General features: G+C 73.7%; 12 protein-coding genes and 1 pseudogene. 7 read left to right on the top strand and 6 right to left on the bottom strand.

What is annotated here, in order from left to right:
• Window positions 1–55 precede the first annotated feature (55 nt).
• The 3 genes from ACFO4E_RS03145 to ACFO4E_RS03135 all read left to right on the top strand — a co-directional run bounded on the left by ACFO4E_RS03145 (window position 56) and on the right by ACFO4E_RS03135 (window position 2,947).
• Window positions 56–1,057, top strand: coding sequence for a glycoside hydrolase family 18 protein (locus ACFO4E_RS03145; protein WP_378571345.1), 1,002 nt, complete (start codon window positions 56–58; stop codon window positions 1,055–1,057).
• 355 nt (window positions 1,058–1,412) lie between these two features.
• Complete coding sequence (rpsT, locus tag ACFO4E_RS03140; RefSeq protein ID WP_378571344.1) at window positions 1,413–1,685, top strand: 30S ribosomal protein S20; 273 nt, start codon at window positions 1,413–1,415, stop codon at window positions 1,683–1,685.
• A 272-nt stretch (window positions 1,686–1,957) separates the two neighbouring features.
• Window positions 1,958–2,947, top strand: a complete 990-nt coding sequence (locus ACFO4E_RS03135) for a phosphotransferase family protein (RefSeq protein WP_378571342.1) — start codon at window positions 1,958–1,960, stop codon at window positions 2,945–2,947.
• 1,164 nt (window positions 2,948–4,111) lie between these two features.
• Here the strand turns inward: ACFO4E_RS03135 and ACFO4E_RS03130 are convergent.
• On the bottom strand, window positions 4,112–4,531 hold the full coding sequence (locus tag ACFO4E_RS03130; protein ID WP_378571340.1) for a hypothetical protein: 420 nt from the start codon (window positions 4,529–4,531) through the stop codon (window positions 4,112–4,114).
• A gap of 159 nt (window positions 4,532–4,690) precedes the next feature.
• On the opposite strand from ACFO4E_RS03130, the gene ACFO4E_RS03125 reads away from it, so the two are divergent.
• A complete protein-coding gene (locus tag ACFO4E_RS03125) occupies window positions 4,691–5,437 on the top strand; it encodes a helix-hairpin-helix domain-containing protein (RefSeq protein ID WP_378571338.1) in 747 nt (248 codons plus the stop codon).
• Between the two features lie 712 nt (window positions 5,438–6,149).
• Window positions 6,150–8,519 carry a ComEC/Rec2 family competence protein gene (locus tag ACFO4E_RS03120; protein ID WP_378571337.1) on the top strand — a complete coding sequence of 790 codons (2,370 nt, stop codon included), beginning with the start codon at window positions 6,150–6,152 and terminating at the stop codon, window positions 8,517–8,519.
• A gap of 52 nt (window positions 8,520–8,571) precedes the next feature.
• On the opposite strand, the gene ACFO4E_RS03115 is transcribed toward ACFO4E_RS03120, so the two are convergent.
• Complete coding sequence (locus ACFO4E_RS03115; protein ID WP_378571335.1) at window positions 8,572–9,042, bottom strand: VOC family protein; 471 nt, start codon at window positions 9,040–9,042, stop codon at window positions 8,572–8,574.
• Window positions 9,043–9,339: 297 nt separating this feature from the next.
• On the bottom strand, window positions 9,340–9,753 hold the full coding sequence (locus tag ACFO4E_RS03110; RefSeq protein ID WP_378571333.1) for a DUF3592 domain-containing protein: 414 nt from the start codon (window positions 9,751–9,753) through the stop codon (window positions 9,340–9,342).
• Between the two features lie 314 nt (window positions 9,754–10,067).
• Between ACFO4E_RS03110 and holA the strand changes: the two genes are divergently transcribed.
• Window positions 10,068–11,039: a DNA polymerase III subunit delta gene (holA, locus tag ACFO4E_RS03105; RefSeq protein ID WP_378571331.1), complete on the top strand. Its 972-nt coding sequence runs from the start codon at window positions 10,068–10,070 to the stop codon at window positions 11,037–11,039.
• A gap of 135 nt (window positions 11,040–11,174) precedes the next feature.
• Here the strand turns inward: holA and hutI are convergent, their stop codons facing one another.
• The gene (gene hutI, locus ACFO4E_RS03100; protein WP_378530591.1) at window positions 11,175–12,383 is read right to left on the bottom strand and encodes an imidazolonepropionase; all 1,209 of its coding nucleotides are present in this window, start codon (window positions 12,381–12,383) and stop codon (window positions 11,175–11,177) included.
• Window positions 12,384–12,664: 281 nt separating this feature from the next.
• Complete coding sequence (gene hflX / locus ACFO4E_RS03095; protein ID WP_378571329.1) at window positions 12,665–14,176, bottom strand: GTPase HflX; 1,512 nt, start codon at window positions 14,174–14,176, stop codon at window positions 12,665–12,667.
• Between the two features lie 310 nt (window positions 14,177–14,486).
• Between hflX and aceB the strand changes: the two genes are divergently transcribed.
• Window positions 14,487–16,091, top strand: coding sequence for a malate synthase A (gene aceB / locus ACFO4E_RS03090; RefSeq protein WP_378571327.1), 1,605 nt, complete (start codon window positions 14,487–14,489; stop codon window positions 16,089–16,091).
• A gap of 50 nt (window positions 16,092–16,141) precedes the next feature.
• Here aceB and ACFO4E_RS03085 read toward each other — a convergent pair.
• Window positions 16,142–17,018, bottom strand: a pseudogene (locus ACFO4E_RS03085) (IS5 family transposase).
• Window positions 17,019–17,078: the final 60 nt, after the last annotated feature.

Here is a 17,078-nt window from a genome sequence, read left to right as displayed (position 1 = left end):
CGTGCAGAATGGGGCGCGGCACCCCTCAGGCTATGCGACCCCGGAAGGCTTTCGGATGAAGTGGTTCCTCCAGCGCCTGTTCGCCGCCATCGCCGCGATCGTCGTCGTCCTCGCCGGCGCCGCGGCGCTGATCCAGTACCAGTATTCGGGTGAACCGGCGGAATGGGCGGTGTCCAACGGGACCAACGCTCTGTGGATGGGCCACGACTGGGTCGACGGCGGCAACGGGGACGCCGAACTGGCCGGCCTCGCCCCGCACATCAGGGCGGGCGAGATCAGCGACGTCTACGTGCACGTGGGACCGCTGGAGTACGACGGCACCCTGGACCCCGCCCTCTACCCCGAAGCGGGCGCGTTCCTCGAACGGTTCCGCGCCGAACTTCCCGATGTCCGGGTGTCGGCCTGGGTGGGGCAGCGGGTGGAGGCGGGCGAGCTGGACCTCTCCGACGAGGACAGCCGGGCGCGCGTCCTGGACGGCGCGGCCGACCTGATGGACGCCGGATTCGATGGGATCCACTACAACTTCGAGCCGCTGCCCGACAACGGGGAGGACTTCGTGTCCCTGCTCGCCGAGACCCGCGACGCGATCGGCGACGACGCGCTGCTGTCCACCGCGGTTCCGCAGGTCGAGCCGCTGGCCGGGATCTCCTTCGGCGTCCGGCTGTTCGCGGGGAAGGACAAGTACTGGTCCCCGCTGTACCTGAAGCGGGTCGCCGAGTCGGTCGACCAGGTCGCGGTCATGTCCTACGACACCGCCATGCCGATGGAGGGGCTCTACGGCGGGTTCGTCGCCCGCCAGACCCGCCTGGCGCTGGACGCGGTCCCCGAAGAGGTCCAGTTGTTCATGGGCGTGCCGGCCTACCCCGACGAGCACGCCACCCGCGACCCCGACGCCGAGACCCCCGAAACCGCGACCCAGGCCATCCGCATCGGCCTCTCCGACGCCGCCGAGCGGCGGGAGCGCTTCGGGACGGCGCTGTACGTCGACTTCACCGCGACCGACGAGCAGTGGGCGGCCTACCGGGACGGCTGGGTCAGCCCGCCGGCGGAGGAGTGAGCAGGGGGCGCCGGAGGAGGGTGGGCGGCCCGCCGACCCGGCTCCGGCGGGCACGGCCGAGCGGCCCGGCGAGCGCGGTCCGCGCGCTCTCGCCGGGGACGGCCGGCGCGGCCTCCGCCGGCAAGGACCGGGGCGGCCCCGCGCCGGGCAGCGGTGGTCGAAGCAGTCGCCGGCCGCCTGCATAATGGAAGTCCGTGTCTCGGACATCCGCGTTCGGTTGTTCGGTTGAGCCCCTCGGTCTCACACACCCGGCGTCGGCGTTCGCCCGGCCCTCCAGCGGAACGGCTGCCCGCGGAGGATGCCCAGGCGCGTGCCACCGGCGCACTGATCACAGCAAACTGGAGCACGTTTTCGCATGGCGAACATCAAGTCGCAGAAGAAGCGCAACCGGCAGAACGAGAAGGCCCGCGTGCGCAACCAGGCGGTGCGCTCGTCGCTGAAGACGGCCATCCGCAAGTTCCGCGCGGCCGCCGAGACCGGGGACGCCGAGCAGGCCACGCAGCTGCAGCGCGCCGCCGCGCGCCTGCTCGACAAGGCCGTGAGCAAGGGCGTCATCCACCAGAACCAGGCCGCGAACCGCAAGAGCGCGATCGCCAAGCGCCTGGACCAGGTGCAGCAGGCCGCCTAGGCTTCCCGTTCCACGGCGAAGGCCGTCCCCATCAAGGGGGCGGCCTTCGCCGTCGTCGGGCCCGCCTCAGCGCTCCAGGGACGGGCTCCCCGCTGTGGGGCGTGGGTTTCTCCGCTGTGCGGGCGGGCGCCGCCATTGTGGGAGCAGGCGCCACCGTCGACGGGGCGGGGCTCCACCCCTCAGGGGGGACGTCCGCCGCGTCGCGACGGCGACCGGCGAAACGACGCAAAAGCGCTGTGGCGCCTCCGAGGGCGCGCATTAGCGTAGTCTCCGTGAACTTCACGCAGCTGCGCCTCGACCTCTGGGACGATCCCGCCCTCCGCAACGAACTCATCGCCTGGATCGACGGCCGCCTCGCCGAACACGACGCGTACCTGCTGCCCGAGCCGCCCCAGGTCCGGGTGCGGCCCTGGTCGACCACCGCCCGCCTGGCCACCACCCTCGGACCCCTGTGGTTCAAGGCCGACGCGCCCGGAGCGGAGTTCGAGGCCGCCCTCGCCGGGGCGCTGTACTCGTGGGTCCCCGGCCGTGTGCTGACCCCGCTGGGGGTCGACGCCAAGCGCGGCTGGTCGCTGTTCCCCGACGCCGGCACCACGCTGCGCGACCAGATGGCGGCGCTCGACGACTTCGCGGTGTGGGAGGCGATGCTCGGGACCTACGCCGAGACACAGCGGGTGCTCAGCGCCCACGTGCGCGACCTGCTCGCCCTCGGCGTCCCCGATCTGCGCCCCTCGGCGCTGGGGCGCCGCCTCGACACCTTCCTGGCCTCCCCGGGGATCGCCGGGGTGCTCGGCGACGACCACGACACCCTGATCCGCCGGCGCGGCGAGTTCGACCGGCGCTGCCGCGCGCTCGACGAGAACGCGGTCGGGGTGTCACTCGACCACGGCGATCTGCACGTGGGCAACGTCTTCATGCTGGAAGGCGGGTACCGGTTCGCCGATTGGGGCGATGCCGCCGTCGCGCACGCCTTCTGCAGCCTCCTGGCGCCACTGCGGTTCGCCACGCGGGAGCTGAACGCGGACGCGCGCGCCCTGGGACGGCTGCGCGACGCCTACCTGGAACCGTGGACCGCCGCACACTCCCTCGCCGACCTCCGCTCGGCGGCCCGGCTGGCCACCGACCTCGCCGCCCTCAACCGCGCCCTGGCGTGGAACCGCGCCTTCCCCGAACTCGCCCACGCGGTCGCCCCCGCTCAACACGACCACATCGCCCGCTGGCTGCGGACCCTCATCGGCAGAGGCGACGGCACCGAACTCTGACTCCACCGCCGCCCGCTCCCGAGGCGGCGGCGGTTCCGGCCCGGTCGCGGCGTCCATGTGGCGATGCGGACCACCAGGCGGTGCCGACCACGCTCCAAGGGCCGGCCGAGCCGGCCGTCCACCGATGGCTGCGGCGCAGTCGCGGAAACGCGGCATGTCGCGAGTCGCCGCGCGACGGTCCCCTGCCGACCGCCGGCCCAAGCCGCCCAACGCTCACCGCCCGGCCCCACCGCTCTCATCCGCGTCCGCGAGCAGCTGGCGGGTCGCAAGGGGGGGAAGGCGCGGGCAGGGCCGCGCCGTGTTGACGTGGCCGCCGCCGGGGCCCGCTGGGGCGGCCGGCACTTGAGTTGTCCACAGCCACGGAATTCCTCCTGGCAGCCTCCGGCCATGATTTCTACCGTGGGTCACATGTCGCCTACGCCACGGAACCGCCGGCCCTTCGATCCCTCGACCCTGCGGAGGCTGCGCGCCCTCACCGCCGGAGCGGCACCGCACCCCACCACCTCCGATCCCGTCGCCGGCCCCACCCCGGAGACCGGCGGGACGGGGCCGCTGCCCGCCTCCCCGCTCATCGGGCACATCCCCGTCCCGCCCTACGCCCTGTCCCCCGACCCTCGCCCGGCCATCGCACCGGCCCCCGTTGCCGCCGACGAAGGCGACACCGCGCCGTTCCCCCCACCACTCCATCCCGGTCCCCCGCACCGGAACGTTCCCGCAGCGCTTCCCGTACCCGCCCCCTCACCCGGCAGCGATCCCCCTTCCCCAGCACCCCATGCGGCGGGGTACGGTCCTCCGGACCACGTCGCACCACCCCCGCCCCGCACCGCCGCCCAAGAACCCTCCCCCGGTGAACCCGCAGGTCTCCCCCTGCCGGGCACGACCACCGCCGCGAACCGCCTCATCGCCCCAGAGCCGCCGACGCCTTCCTTCGCCGATCTCCGCCCCCCGACGACCACGCCGAGCGCCCGCCACTCCCCCAATGCGGTGCCGCACCCGGGCGTCCCGCCCTCCCCGGGGCGACCCGTCGCCGCGCCCGTCATCCGCCACGCCGGAGCCCGCTCGGGGGAGCGACCGGTCCACCGTCCCGGTTCCGCCGATACCCGTCATGGCCGCGGTTCCGCACCGGTCTCGGGCCCTCCCGGCTCCAGCCGCCTCCACCCGTCGTCAGCGGGTCCCGGGGCGCCCTGGTCCCGGGTTTCCGAGCCTCGATCGGACGCTCTTGCGGAACCCCGACCCCATGCCCCTGCGGATCGTCAAGGGTTCGACCGCCTGCTCGCCCTCGCCGCCCCCGCTTCCCCAGGGCCGCACCCCGGCTCCCTCGCCGAGCGAGCGCGGCGCCCGAACCGCGCCGACCGACGCGATGGTCAGGACGTGCCCGGCCGTTCCGAGACACCGGACGAAGCCGACCACCTCGGCCCGCCCCCGCCACCGCAGCGGCGCGAGCCATCCCGCCGGCCCGGCCCCGTCGTCTCGGCGCACTCCGGCGACCTCGGCGCCGACTCCGGTGACCGTCCATCCGATCCGCCAGGCGCCGTTGCTGATCACCCGCAGGGACCCGCCGGGGGTGACGACCATCGACGGCACGGCCGGCACCGAAGGCCCGAAACGCCCAACGCCGGCCCTGCCCCCCTCCGCCGCCCGTTCGATTTCGACCCTGTTCGCGTCGACCGCCCGCCCACGGATCGGCGTCGACGCCGGCCCCCACCCCTCCCTCTCGATGCTCCTCCGCGCGGCTACATCGAGGTGGCTCCCGAACCCGGCCCCTCGGCACCGGCCGGCCCGGGGCTCCGTCCCCGCCTGTCGGCGATCCTGGAGCGGCTGCCGCCCACCGTCCGGGACCAGCCGCTGTTCGGCCGGGCGGGTATCCACGGACTCGTCGCGGTCTGCGTGGTCGCCGCCATCGCCACCGTGTGGTTCTTCCTGCACGCCCGCCCGGAACCCCAGCCCCCTCCCGAACTCCGCGCCGGATCCGCCCGGGCCGACACCCCCGGCGAGCCGAGCGCCGCCCCCGTCCCCACACCTACGGGCGCGGCCCCCGCATCCACCGCCGAGGTCACCGTGCACGTCGGCGGCGACGTCGGCAGCCCCGGCGTCTTCACGCTCCCCGCAGGCTCCCGGGTGGCCGACGCGATCGAGGCCGCGGGCGGTCTCACCGACGACGCCGAGACCGGCTCCCTCAACCTCGCGCGCCCTCTGGCCGACGGCGAACAAGTACTGGTCGGGGCCGATACCGCCCCCACAACAGCACCCGCCGACACGGCGGCCCCGCCGGGCGGGGCGCCGGAAGCCCCGCTCGATCTCAACACCGCCACCCCGGAACAGCTCGAAGAGCTCCCCGGCATCGGCCCGGCCCTGGCCGGCCGGATCATCGACTACCGCACGGCCAACGGCGGCTTCACCACCGTCGAGCAGCTCCACGACGTCAGCGGTATCGGCGAGAAACGCTTCACCGACCTCCGTCCCCTCGTCCACGTCAACGGCATCAGCTGAGCCGCATCCGCCGTGACCCGGACGGCTGCCGAACGCGAACGCCGCCCTACCGCGTCCGCCGCCGGTCCCGACCCGACAGAGAGTGCGTCCCGCTCCGGCGGCTCGGGATCGCTCGGGGAACCCCGATCCGACCCACGCCCCCCGGGGCTCGCAGTGTTCCCCTCCCCCAGGCGACCCACATCGCACACCACCGACACCGCTCCCACCTCCACACCGCCCACCACCGACCCGCACCGACCCCCCGGCGGTCGACGGCACGACCCACCCCACGACACCACGGCCGACCCCGCCGACCCCCGCAGAAAACTCGTCCGGCACCCCCAACCGACTCAGGAGGCTGCGCCTTGGATGCCCACCGCCCCCGGCCGACCCTCCACGGGTGCACCGATCCGTCGCGGGCGGACCGCCCGGCGGCAGCCCCTGTCGGGTCTCCAGCGATCCCGCAGGCGCCTCGATCGCGCCCGCCCGACCGCCTGATCAGCGGGGGCGCTCGGCTCCGGCGGCTCCCGCTGCGGGGTCGGCCCACTCACCACACGGTGCGCGTGCGCGCGCATCCCACCCGCGCTCACCGGTGCCACGCGGACGCCACCGCGCCCGCTCGTCCGATGGGGAGCCGCACCCTCCGGCTTCCATCCGCACCCGAGGTCGCGGCCGGCTCCGGAGCCCAGGGCATCCCGGGTGCGGCCGGCCTTCGCCTGCGGGGTGAGCGGACGTGCTGAACCAGCTCGGGACCGATGCCGTCGATCCCGACCCTGATCGTGTCCCCGACCTCCGGCTGGTCGGACCCGCCATCGGCACCTGGGTGTGCGCGGCCCTGCTGCTCGGCGGCGACTCCCGCGAGGCGCTGCTCGTGGCCGCAGTGGCCGGCGCGATCGCGATGCTGCTCCTGCCGGCCCTGCGCCTGCCCTCCGCCGAGACTTGGGCGGCTCCGATGGTCGCGGTACTGGTCTGCGGGGCCGGGGCCGCGCTCGCCACCGGCGGACGGCTCGCCGGGGTCGAGGCCAGTCCCGTCACCGAGCTCGCGACCGACGGGAGCCGGGTCTCGCTCCACGCGGTCCTCACCGGCGATCCGCGCCCGCGCGCCGGGCCGCTCACGCCCGGGCAGGCGGAACTCGTCATCGACGCCCGCACCACCTGGGTCGCGCGCGGCGCCGACCACCCACGGGAAACGTCCCGGGTCCCGGTCGTGATCCTGGCCTCCGGCGAGGAATGGGCCCGCCTCCTCCCCGGCCAAGGGGTCACCGTCGCCGCCAAGCTCGTCCCCGCGGGGGACGGCGGCCTGGTCGGCGGGCTGGTCCTGGCGCGCGGTCCACCGGATCGGATCGACCCGCCGCCCGCACGGCAGGCGTGGGCCGGCCACGTCCGCGCCCGGCTGCGCGAGGCCGCCGCCGTCCTGCCCGCCCCCGCCCGAGGTCTCCTGCCGGCCATGGTCGTCGGCGACACCTCCGGGCTCGACGCCGCCACCCAGGAGGAGTTCAACGCCACCGGAATGACGCACCTGCTCACCGTCAGCGGCGCCAACCTGGCCGTCCTCACTGCGGTGGCGCTCGGGCTCGGTCGCTGGGCGGGGTGGCCTCCATGGGCGACCGCGCTCGCGGGCGCCGCCATGATCGCGGTGTTCATCCTCATCGCGCGGGCGGAACCGAGCGTGCTCAGGGCCGCGTTCATGGGCGCCGTCGCCCTCGTGGCCCTCGCCCTCGGGCGGCGCAGGGCCGGCCTCTCCGCGCTGGCGGCCACGGTCATCGGGCTGCTGCTGTTCGACCCCGGACTCGCCCGCTCCTACGGCTTCGCCCTGTCGGTCCTGGCGACGGGCGGGATCATGGTCCTCGCCCCCGGATGGCGCGACCGCTGGTCCCGGCGCATGCCGCGGTGGCTGGCCGAGACGGTCGCCGTCGCCCTGGCCGCGCACGTGGCCTGCGCTCCCGTTCTGGTGCTGCTGTCGCAGGAGGTGAGCTGGGTCTCGGTGCCGGCGAACGTGGCGGTCGGCCCGCTGATCCCCATCGCCACGGTCGGCGGTTTCGCGGTCGCCGGGCTGGCCCTGATCTGGCCGGCGGCGGCCGCGCTGCTCGTCTGGGTGCCCGGTGCGGTCGTCGTCTGGGTCGGCGCCGTCGCCCGATTCGGGGCGGCTCTTCCGAGCGGCGCGCTGCCGTGGCGCGGCGATGCCTGGGGCGCCATCGGTCTGGCCGCGGTCGTGGTGGCGGCCCTGGCCCTGCGGGGCCGCGCCCGGCGCGCTCTATCGGCCGTCGGCGGCACGGTGCTGGTCGCGGCTCTGGCGGTGCGCTGCGTCGCCCCCGCGTGGCCGCCGTCCGGGTGGGCGCTGGTGGCGTGCGATGTCGGGCAGGGGGATGCGCTGGCACTGTCGACCGGTGACGGCCGCGCGGTGCTGGTCGACACCGGGCCCGACCCGTTGGCCGTCGACCGCTGCCTGGACGACCTCGGGGTGCGCGAGATCTCCCTCCTGGTCCTCACCCACGGCGACATGGACCACGTCGGCGGCACCCCCGGAGTGGCCCCCGAGCGGCGCGTCGCGGCGGCGCTGGCACCGCCCGGAGTGGGGTCGCACGAGCGCCTAGGGGTCCTGGAGAGCTCGGGAACCGACCTGCACACCGCCGCCTCGGGGCAGAGCTGGCGGGTCGCCCCGTGGACGTTCGACGTCCTGTGGCCGCACGCGGGCTCAGCGGCCGAAGGCAACGACGGCGGCGTCGTGCTGCTCGCGGCCTGGTCCCCGCCCGAGGGCTCGGCGGCCGCCCCGATGCGCGTGCTGCTCACCGGCGACATCGAGGAGTCGCCGCAGCGGGCGCTCCTGGGCTCGCCCGCGATCCGCGGCGTCGACGTCCTCAAGACACCGCACCACGGCGCCGAAGGCCAGGAGCCGGCGTTCCTGGCGGCCACCCGCCCGCGTATGACCCTGACCTCGGTGGGTGCCGACAACCCCTTCGGCCATCCCGCCCCGCGCACGTGGGACATCCTCACCGGCCTGACGCCGGCCAACCATCGGACCGACGATCACGGAGACATCGCCGTAATCCCGGGGGCCGACGGCCCCTCCGCGGTCCGCCGCGGCCCCCTCGGCCGCCGATAGCGCTGAGCAGGTCCCCCGTGGGCCGCGACCGTGGCGGTCGGCGCCGCAGGCGCTATCCGCGGGCCCCGTCGCCGCCCCCGGGCACGTCGGTCTCGATCGCCGGCCGGTCGAACTCCGGGATCCGCCCGAAAATGTCCAGGTAGTGCGGGTTGTACATGACGCCCAGGACGTTGCCGAACGGATCGACGACCGAGGCCGTGGTGAAGCCCGCTTCGCGCGCGGTCAGCGGCTCGTTCTCCTCGGCCCCCGACGACGGCAGCCGCTCCAGCGCCGCCGCCACATCGTCGACGTGCCAGTAGACGACCGCGCCGCCCGTGCCGGGGTCGGCGCCGGGTGCGTAGCGGCGGTCGATCAGGCCGAGTTCATCCTGGAAGTCCCCCAGCCGGAACTCGGCGTAGGCGAGCCGTCCGTCCGGCCCGGAGCGCTCGAAATACGGATCGACGCCCAGCAGCCCGGTGTACCACGCCTTCGCCGCTTCGACATCGTCCGCCCAGAAGCAGACCGTGGCCATTCCCCGCAGCATGCGTTCCTCCGGTTCCGTGGTCGCCCCGGCTTCGCCGGCGGCCGTCCGAAGGTTAGGAACGGTGTAGGACCCGGTGCTTCCCAGATGCCTCCCGGAGCCCGCCCGAACACCCTCTGCGCGGCTGGCGCACGGCCGCGCCCGTCCGGGGCGCGAGCGGCAGGCCGCGCGCCGTGGCCGACCGCGAAGGCAGCGGCGACGGCGGCCTCGGGCCGTCGGCCGGCCTCGCGGACCGGACTCCGCCGGGCGAGGCCATCGGCCAGGCGAGCCGTCGGCCGGGTCGGAGCCGCCGCTCCCGGCCTAGAGGACCATGGCGACGACGACCGCGGCCGCGATTCCGGCGAGGGAGAAGACCGAGCCGATGAACAGGAACATCACGGCGCCGACGAGTGTCGCCTTGGCCTCGACGATCTCGGCGCGCTCCGGGTGGTCGGGGTCGTAGGCCACCGTGACCGCCTGACCGCCGCGCAGTGCGCCGAAGTTGGTCGAGATCCGCTGCTTGGTCCGGATGTGTCGGCCGTCGCGGGTGTCGAACTCGAACACCGCCGCCGACGTGCCGTTCCGGCCGCCTCCGCTCCGCCGCCCCGTGACGGTGCCCGGCACGCGGACCCCGTGGCGGCGCAGCCAGGTGATGGTGCGCAGTTCGCGGACGCCGACGAAGACGAGAATGCCGCCGAGCAGGAGGGCGAGGACCGGGATCCAGATGGGGGTCACCGGCCGACCATATCCGCCCGTACCGCACCTCCGCCATGCGCACCGTCTCTCATCAGCATGTATCCCCCGCCCCACAGCGCACCGCGGCGGCCTCCGCGGTCCGGCGCACCGGGGCGGCGGTCGCACACGGCCGTCGCGCTGTCGGCGCGGCCGGCCGCCTCTCGCGGTCGCCTCACAGCGGCCTCTCACTGCGGCCTCCCACAGCCGCACCCCACGGCCTCCGGGCGCGGTCGCCGGCGGAGCGAGGGTCCCTCCGCCCGCCCGTCCGCCGCGATGGCGCGGCCGAGGTCTCCGGGCCGTGGCATGCTGCTTGTATGGGCTCCACCTCCGTCACCCCGCTCACGGCCATCGTCGGCGATGAGGAACTGCTCGTCGACCGCGCCGTGGCCGAACTGGTCGCCGCCGCGCGCGCCGACGATCCCGACGTCGACGTGCACGACCTGGTCCCCGGCCAGGTCAGCGCCGCCAAACTGGTCGAGGTCACCTCCCCCTCGCTGTTCGGGGAGCGGCGTGTGGTGGTGCTGCGGTCGGCCCAGGACCTCACCAAGGACATCGCCGCCGTGGTCACCGGCCATATCACGGACCCGGCCGACGACGTGCTCCTCGTGCTGGTGCACGCCGGCGGCGCCAAGGGCAAGGCGCTGCTCGACACCGCCGTGAAGGCGGGGGCCACCCGGATCACCTGCGCCAAGCTCACCAAGGGCCCGGAGCGCCTGGCCTTCGTCAAGGGCGAGTTCGCGCGCGCGGGCCGGCAGATCGCGCCCGACGCGGCGCAGTCGCTGCTCGACGCGGTGGGCACCGACCTCCGCGAGATCGCGGCGGCCTGTACCCAGCTCGTCGCCGACACCGACGGCCGCGTCGACGCCGCCGCGGTCGCCCGCTACCACTCGGGCAAGGCCGAGGCATCGGGGTTCACCGTCGCCGACCGCGCCGTCGAGGGGCGGCTGCCCGAGGCGCTGGAGCAGCTGCGCTGGTCGCTGTCCGTGGGCACCGCCCCGGTGCTCATCAACAGCGCCCTCGCCTCGGCCGTGCGCGGCCTGGCGGTGGTCGCCCAGCCGGCGCGCGGCGGCAGCGAGGCCGACCTCGCCAAGCGCGCCAAGGTCCCGCCGTGGAAGCTGAAGTCCCTGCGCCAGCAGGCCCGGGGCTGGAGCCCGCAGGGGCTGGCGCGGGCGATGTCGGTGATCGCCGAGACCGACGCGCTGATCAAGGGCGCCGGCCGCGACCCTGCCTACGCCCTGGAGCGGGCCGTGATCGAGATCGCGACCGCGCGGAGCCGCCGCGGGTGACACCGCCCCGCCCGTCCCAAGAGGCCCGGCAGGCGCCGCCGCGCCGCACGGCACCGCGAACGGGAGCGCCCGGACGGCGGTGCGGCCGTCCGGGCGCTCCCGGGGAACAGGGTCCTGCTGGTCGTGGGCGTGTGGTCAGCGGATGGTCTCGCCGCCGCGCCAGACCCGCAGTGTGTTGAGTCCGTAGGACCACGCGAACGCGCCCTCGTGGTCGGCGTCCCACTGGACGATGTCGGCGTACTGGCCCGGAGCGAGCAGGCCGCGGTCGGTGGCGCCCAGCGCGTAGGCGCCGCCGACGGTCGCCGCGCGAAGCGCCTCCAGGACGCTCATGTTGAACATCGAGATGGCCATGGAGATCGCCAGCGGCAGGGACATCGTGCCCGACTGGCCGGGGTTGTGGTCGGTGCCCAGCCCCACGGGCACGCCGTGGTCGAGCAGCGACCGCACCGGCGGGTGCCGGTGCTCGTGCAGCGAGGTCGTGGGGCAGACGACGACCGGCGTGCTGGTCTTGGCCAGCGCGAGGATGTCGTCCTCGTCGGTCTCGTGCACGAGGTCGACCGAGGAGCACTGGAGGTCGGCCGCCATGCGGATGGCGCCGTGCCGCGGCCGGGTGCAGGCGTGCATGTGGGTCTGGAGCCCCACCGAGCGGCCCGCCGACAGCAGCATGCGGGCGTCGTCGGAGGTGAACTGCTGGTTGTCGCAGTAGACGTCCACGCCGTCGGCCCCGGCCCGGGCGGCGTCGGGCAGCCACGAGCACACGGCGTCGACGTAGTCGCGCGGCCGGCCGAAGTACTCCGGCGGCACCGCGTGGGCGGCGAAGAAGGTGACGTGCAGCCGCGGCATGCCGGGCTCCTCCTCCAGCGAGCGCAGCAGCCGGACGTCGGCGAGTTCGCCGTCGCGGGTGAGGTGGTAGCCGGTCTTGGCCTCGACGGTGGTGCACCCGGACAGCACCCAGTGGCGCAGCCGCTCGCGGACCGCGTTGCACAGGGTCCAGGGATCGGTCCCGCGGGTCACGGTGACCGTGGAGGCGACCCCGCCGCCCGCGCCGACGATCTCGGCCTTGGACGCGCCGCTTGCGCGCATGGCGACCTCGGCGTAGCGGTTGCCCGCGTACACCGGGTGGCAGTGGGCGTCGATCAGCCCCGGGGTGACCAGTCCGCCGCCGAGGTTGTCGACTTCGTCGACGTCGACGATGTCGTCGATGACGCCCGGAAGGCTCTGCGGAAGGTCCGCGGCGGCCCCGACCCACGCGATGCGGTCGTGGTGGATGAGCATCGCCGCGTTACTGAGGAGATCGGTCCCGGTCCACAACCGCCCGATGTTCGTCAGTAGTCGTACAGTCATCGTCTCACCGGCCCGCCTTGGGGGTCATGGCCGCGAAAACGCGGATATCACAGCAGGTCGGAGCAGGCGGGCAGACATAGGCGACCTCGATCTCGGCTGGTCTGGCGGGGGGAAGGAGCGGTGCGGCCGGGGGCCGGCGCCTCACGGACTCGTGCCAGTGATTCAAAACCGTAGTTCATCCGCGGACACCGTGTACACCTCTTCGGGTCCTAAACACACCAACGGCAGAACCCCACCTGGGGTTCCGCCGTTGAAGTGACCAAATCGTCAGGACGGGATCCTCAGCCGGCGGGCACGGCGAACTCCTCCAGTTTGCCCGCGAGCAGCTGCGGCACCCACGCGTGCAGCGCGGTGCCGTCGCCCGTGTGCTCCTCGCCGAGGATGCGGCCCTCCTCGTGGACACGGGAGACCAGGTCACCGCGGTGGTAGGGGACCACGACGCGCATCTCGCGGTCGAGCAGCGGCAGGGCCCCGCTGACCGCGCCGATCAGGTCGGCGATGCCCGCCCCGGTGCGCGCGGAGACCTCGACGGCCCCGGGTTCGCGGGTGCGGAGCTGCTTGAGTACCACCGGGTCGGCGGCGTCGGCCTTGTTGAAGACGATCAGTTCGGGCACGTCCTGCGCGCCGATGTCGGCGAAGACCTCGCGCACCGCGGCGAGCTGCTGCTCGGGGTCGGGGTGCGAGGCGTCGACGACGTGCAGGATGAGGTCGGAGTCGGCGACCTCTTCGAGCGTGGAGCGGAACGCCTCGACGAGCTGGTGCGGCAGGTGGCGCACGAACCCGACGGTGTCGCTGAGCGTGAACGCGCGGCCGTCGGGGGTGCGGGCCTGGCGGACCGTGGGGTCGAGGGTGGCGAACAGGGCGTTCTCCACCAGGACCCCGGCGCCGGTGAGCCGGTTGAGCAGGCTCGACTTCCCGGCGTTGGTGTAGCCGGCGATGGCGACCGCGGGCACCTGCCGGGTGCGCCGCCGGTCGCGCTTGACGTCACGCGCCGTGGACATCTGGGCGAGCTGGCGGCGCAGCTTGGCCATCTTGGTGTTGATGCGCCGGCGGTCGGTCTCGATCTTGGTCTCACCGGGGCCGCGGAGGCCGACGCCGCCGTTGCCCCCGCCGCCGCTGCCGCCGCCCTGCCGGGACAGGGAGTCGCCCCAGCCGCGCAGGCGCGGCAGGAGGTAGGTGAGCTGGGCGAGTTCGACCTGCGCCTTGCCCTCGCGGCTGCGTGCGTGCTGGGCGAAGATGTCGAGGATGAGGGCGGTGCGGTCGACGACCTTGACCTTGACGACCTCTTCGAGCTGGCGCAGCTGGCCGGGGGCGAGCTCGCCGTCGCAGATGACGGTGTCGGCACCGGTGCTCTCGACGATCTCGCGCAGTTCGTCGGCCTTGCCGCGGCCGACGTAGGTGGCCGGGTCGGGCTTGCCGCGGCGCTGCGTGACCCCTTCGAGCACGAGCGCGCCCGCGGTCTCGGCGAGCTGCTTGAGTTCGGTCAGGGAATTGTCGGCGTCGAGCTGGGTGCCGCTGGTCCACACCCCGATCAGAACGACGCGCTCCAGGCGCAGGGCGCGGTATTCGACTTCGGTGACGTCGGTCAGCTCGGTCGACAGGCCCGCCACCCGGCGCAGGGCGTGGCGGTCGGCGAGTTCGAGCTCGCCTTGGTCGGGTTCACCGCCGGCCCGGGCCGCGTGCAGCAGCGCGTCGGCGTCGAGATCGCCGACGGCGATCGCTTCACGGTTCATGGGCCCTCCGTGGGTGTGGTCGGTCGGCCGGGTGAAACCGTGGTCGTGAGCAGTATTCATATCCCTCCAGCAAGGGCAACGCCGCGATGGGGCGGCTTGTTCCCCCTTGGGATGGTGGCACGGTCGCGCCGTCCGGGCATCCGATTTTCCCGCCGGGGAACGCGCGTGTCCATCCGTGGCGGCCGCCACGGGGCCGGCCGGGCGGTGGAAGCGGGCCCCGTCTGCCTACCTGCAAATTCCCGGATTCTTCCGCGCCGCGGAAAGTCGCTGTGTTCGCGGTGGAGCCGCCGTTGACCCGGCTCCCGACCGCAGAGTAGCGTCTTATTCCACATAACAGAAGCAAGTTCCGCTTTGTGGAAGGTTTTCTCTCATGGGCTCCACGAACGGGGTCGAGGTCACCGGCCCCCCGCACGACAGGTTCGACGAGATCCTGACCCAGGACGCGCTGGAGCTGGTCGCCGACCTCCACCGCCGCTACGAGGACCGCCGCCAGGAGCTGCTGGCCGCGCGCACCCGCCGGCAGGCGGAGATCTCCGCGGGCGCCGACCTCGACTTCCTCCCCGAGACCCGCGCGATCCGCGAGGACCCGGACTGGCGGGTCGCACCGCCCGCACCGGGGATCACCGACCGCCGCGTGGAGATCACCGGCCCCACCGACCGCAAGATGACCATCAACGCGCTCAACTCCGGCGCCAAGGTGTGGCTGGCCGACTTCGAGGACGCCAACACCCCGCTGTGGGAGAACATGGTCGGAGGGCAGCTCAACCTGCGCGACGCCCTGGACCGCGCCATCGACTTCACCGCCCCCGGCGGCAAGTCCTACGCCCTCAAGGACGACGCCGAGCTGGCCACCATCGTGGTCCGGCCCCGCGGCTGGCACCTCGACGAGAAGCACATCCTCGTCGACGGCCGGCGCGTCGCAGGCGGCATCGTGGACTTCGCCCTCTACTTCTTCCACTGCGCCCGGCGCCAGCTCGACAAGGGCAAGGGCCCCTACTTCTACCTGCCGAAGATGGAGAGCCACCTCGAAGCGCGGCTGTGGAACGACATCTTCCGCACCGCCCAGGACCACCTGGGCATCCCGCAGGGCACCATCCGCGCCACCGTGCTGATCGAGACCATCCCCGCTGCGCTGGAGATGGAGGAGATCCTCTACGAGCTGCGCGAGCACTCCGCCGGGCTGAACGCCGGACGCTGGGACTACCTGTTCAGCATCATCAAGGTCCACCGCACCCGCGGCCGGAGCTTCCTGCTGCCCGAGCGCAACGCCGTCACCATGACCGCGCCGTTCATGCGCGCCTACACCGAACTGCTGGTGTCCACCTGCCACCGGCGCGGCGCCTTCGCCATCGGCGGCATGGCCGCCTTCATCCCCAGCCGGCGCGACCCCGAGGTCAACGAGCTCGCCCTCGCCAAGGTCCGCGACGACAAGGCGCGCGAGTCCGGCGACGGGTTCGACGGCTCGTGGGTCGCCCACCCCGATCTGGTCCCCGTCGCCGGCGAGGTCTTCGACGGCGTTCTCGGCGACCGGCCCAACCAGCTCGACCGGCAGCGCCCCGATGTCGAGGTCACGGCCGCCGACCTGCTGTCCGTCGGCACCGCCGGGGGCGGCATCACCGAGAACGGCCTGCGCGCCAACATCGACGTCGCCCTCCGGTACCTCACGGCCTGGCTCGGCGGCAACGGCGCGGTCGCCATCCACAACCTCATGGAGGACGCCGCCACCGCCGAGATCTCCCGGTCCCAGGTCTGGCAGTGGCTCCACAACGGCGTGATCCTCGACGACGGGCCCGCGGTCACCCGCGACCTCGTCGAGCGCATCATCGCCGAGCAGGAGGACGCCATCCGCGCCGACGCCGGCGACGCCTTCGACGAGGCGCTGTTCGCGCAGGCCAAGGAGCTGTTCACCACGGTCGCCCTGGCCGACGACTACGCGGATTTCCTGACCCTGCCCGCCTACGAGTCCATGCCCTGACCGCACACGGCGGGCCTTGCCCCCGTTGGGCAGGTGGGAGAGAGTACGCCCTAGGCAGTGTTTTTTGAACGAGTGAGATCGCGTAGCCAGATACGGATGGAGGCGACTTGTACGGTCCCGTCATAGACCACGGCCCTCTTGTCGTACCTGGTCGCGACCGCCCGGTTCTGTTTCAGCAGGTTGATGGATCTTTCGACCGTGTTGCGGTCCCGGTAGGCGACGCGGTCGAAGGCCGGGGGCCGACCACCCCGCGTCCGCGCCTGCGGCGGTTCTCGCGCTGGTCGCGGGGCTGGGCGATGGTCGCCTTGATGTTGCGGGCGCGCAGGTGGGCGCGGATCGCCGCCGAAGAGTACGCCTTGTCGCCCAGCAGGCGGTCGGGACGGGTCCGGGGCCGCCCGGTGCCGCGGGGCAGCCGAAGTGCCGCCATCAGCGACTCGAACATGCGGGTATCGCCCCGCTGGCCGGGGCTGGTGGCGATGGCCAGGGGCCGGCGGCGCTGGTCTGCGAGCAGGTGGATCTTGGTGGTCAGCCCACCCCGGGACCGCCCGAGCGCCTCCGATCCGTCCGGTTCGTCCCGGGCGGCGTCCCCTTTTTCGCCGCCCCGGCGGCGTGGTGGTGGGCGCGCACCATGGTGGAGTCGATGCCGACGTCGAGGGATTCGCCGGTGGCGGCGTCGATGCGCAGCCGCTCGGCGATCCTGTCCCAGGTGCCGTCCAAGGACCAGCGGCGGTGTCGGCCTGCGGCGGTCTCCCAGGGGCCGTACCGTTCTGGCAGGTCACGCCAGGGGATACCGGTTCTGGTCCGGAAGAGGATGGCGTTGATGACCTTGCGGTGGTCGGCCCACTGGCCGCCCTTGGGCGGGTCGGCGGGCATGAGCGGGGCGAGCAGATCCCACTCGGCATCGGTGAGTTCATGGCGTCGGACCATGTCACCCGACGATTCCAGAGCACCGGCCCACCCCGCAGACCTTTCAAGAAACAGGACCTA

This window comes from Nocardiopsis mangrovi (assembly GCF_042653925.1).
Lineage (GTDB): Bacteria > Actinomycetota > Actinomycetes > Streptosporangiales > Streptosporangiaceae > Nocardiopsis_B > Nocardiopsis_B mangrovi.
The sequence above is the reverse complement of the archived record's forward strand: the minus strand, read 5'-3'. Positions and strand labels throughout refer to the sequence as shown.